The sequence below is a fragment of the Kitasatospora putterlickiae genome, assembly GCF_039527695.1.
GTDB lineage: Bacteria > Actinomycetota > Actinomycetes > Streptomycetales > Streptomycetaceae > Kitasatospora > Kitasatospora putterlickiae.
On the sequence record NZ_BAAAKJ010000432.1, the window covers coordinates 1 to 1210 of the forward strand.

At 78.5% G+C, this 1210-nt stretch carries 2 protein-coding genes; one reads left to right on the forward strand and one right to left on the reverse strand.

Annotation, left to right across the window (positions count from 1 at the left end):
• On the reverse strand, positions 1-309 hold a 309-nt coding region (locus tag ABD308_RS35490), incomplete at its 3' end, for an ATP-binding protein (protein WP_344344167.1).
• Between the two features lie 239 nt (positions 310-548).
• Between ABD308_RS35490 and ABD308_RS35495 the strand changes: the two genes are divergently transcribed.
• On the forward strand, positions 549-1210 hold a 662-nt coding region (locus ABD308_RS35495), incomplete at its 3' end, for a hypothetical protein (RefSeq protein ID WP_344344169.1).

A 1210-nucleotide genomic window follows, 5' to 3' on the forward strand; every position in this document is an offset into this window, starting at 1 on the left:
CGGGGCGGCGGCGGGGGAGGGACGGCGGGCCGCCGGGGCGGCGGGGCCGGGCAGGCCGGGGCCCGAGTCGGTCACCTCGATCCGCAGCAGGTCCCCGCTGATCGAGGCGGTGACCTGGTAGCCGTCGTCGGGCCGGCCGCCCGCGCCGTGCTCGACGGCGTTGGCGCAGGCCTCGCTGAGTGCGACGCCGAGGTCGTGGGCGATCTGCGGATCGACGCCGGCGGTCGCCATCGCGCCCAGCAGTATGCGGCGGGCCAACGGCACGCTGGCCGGGTCGCGCTTGAGGTGCAGAGTCCACCAGATGTCCACGGGAGGTCCCTCCTGGCTGCGGCTCCACATATAACGAGGTATCTCCGAACGGTGCGCAGGTGAACCGTGCCGGGGGTGCGCCACCACCCGTTCGGCGGATGGACGGGGGGACGGGCATGTGCCGGGCGGCGCGTAGCCGGGGGGCGCGCGGGCCGGTGCGCGGGGCCGAAAGGGGCATTCGTAGGGATTTCCCACCCTGCCGGTCCCGCGGGGGTGGGCGATGAGATGATGGCCCGGCCATGACTGCCCCAGCCGCCGCCCCGCACCCGGGCGCCCCCGCACCGGACGCGCCGGTGGGGGCCGCCGCCTGGGACCTGCGGCTTGCCCGGGCGGTCCCGTTCGGCCTGGTCTGCACGCTGATAGCGGCGGCCGGGCACGCGCTGGCAGGCGGCGGGGACGTCGCCCTTCCCGCGCTCGCGACCGGATTCGCCGCCGTCCTGGTGCTCTCCGCCGCCCTCGGCGGGCGGGAGCGCTCGCTCGGCGCGATCGCCGGGGCCCTGGCGGCCGGCCAGTTCGGCCTGCACTGCCTCTTCCACTCCTTCGGCGGCCACGCGGCCGCCGGTGCGGCCGGCGCGCACCACGGCGGTCCGCCGGGCTCCGGCCCGCTGACCCTGCCGCAGGTGGCCGGCCGGCTGATCTGCAACGAGGCCCGGCCGGGCACCCTGGCCGGCCTGCCCGGCAACCCGACCGCCGAGCAGTTGGTGGCGGGCGCGGGGCTGGACCCGCAGGCGTACGCGACCGCGCCCTGGTGGCAGGGCGGGGTGCTCGGGATGACGCCGACCATGCTGGGCGCCCACCTGGCCGCGGCCCTGGTGGCCGGCTGGTGGCTGCGGCGCGGCGAGGCGGCGCTCTGGCGGCTGGTGCGGATCGCCGCGGCGGCCACCCGGACCCACGCGGCGGC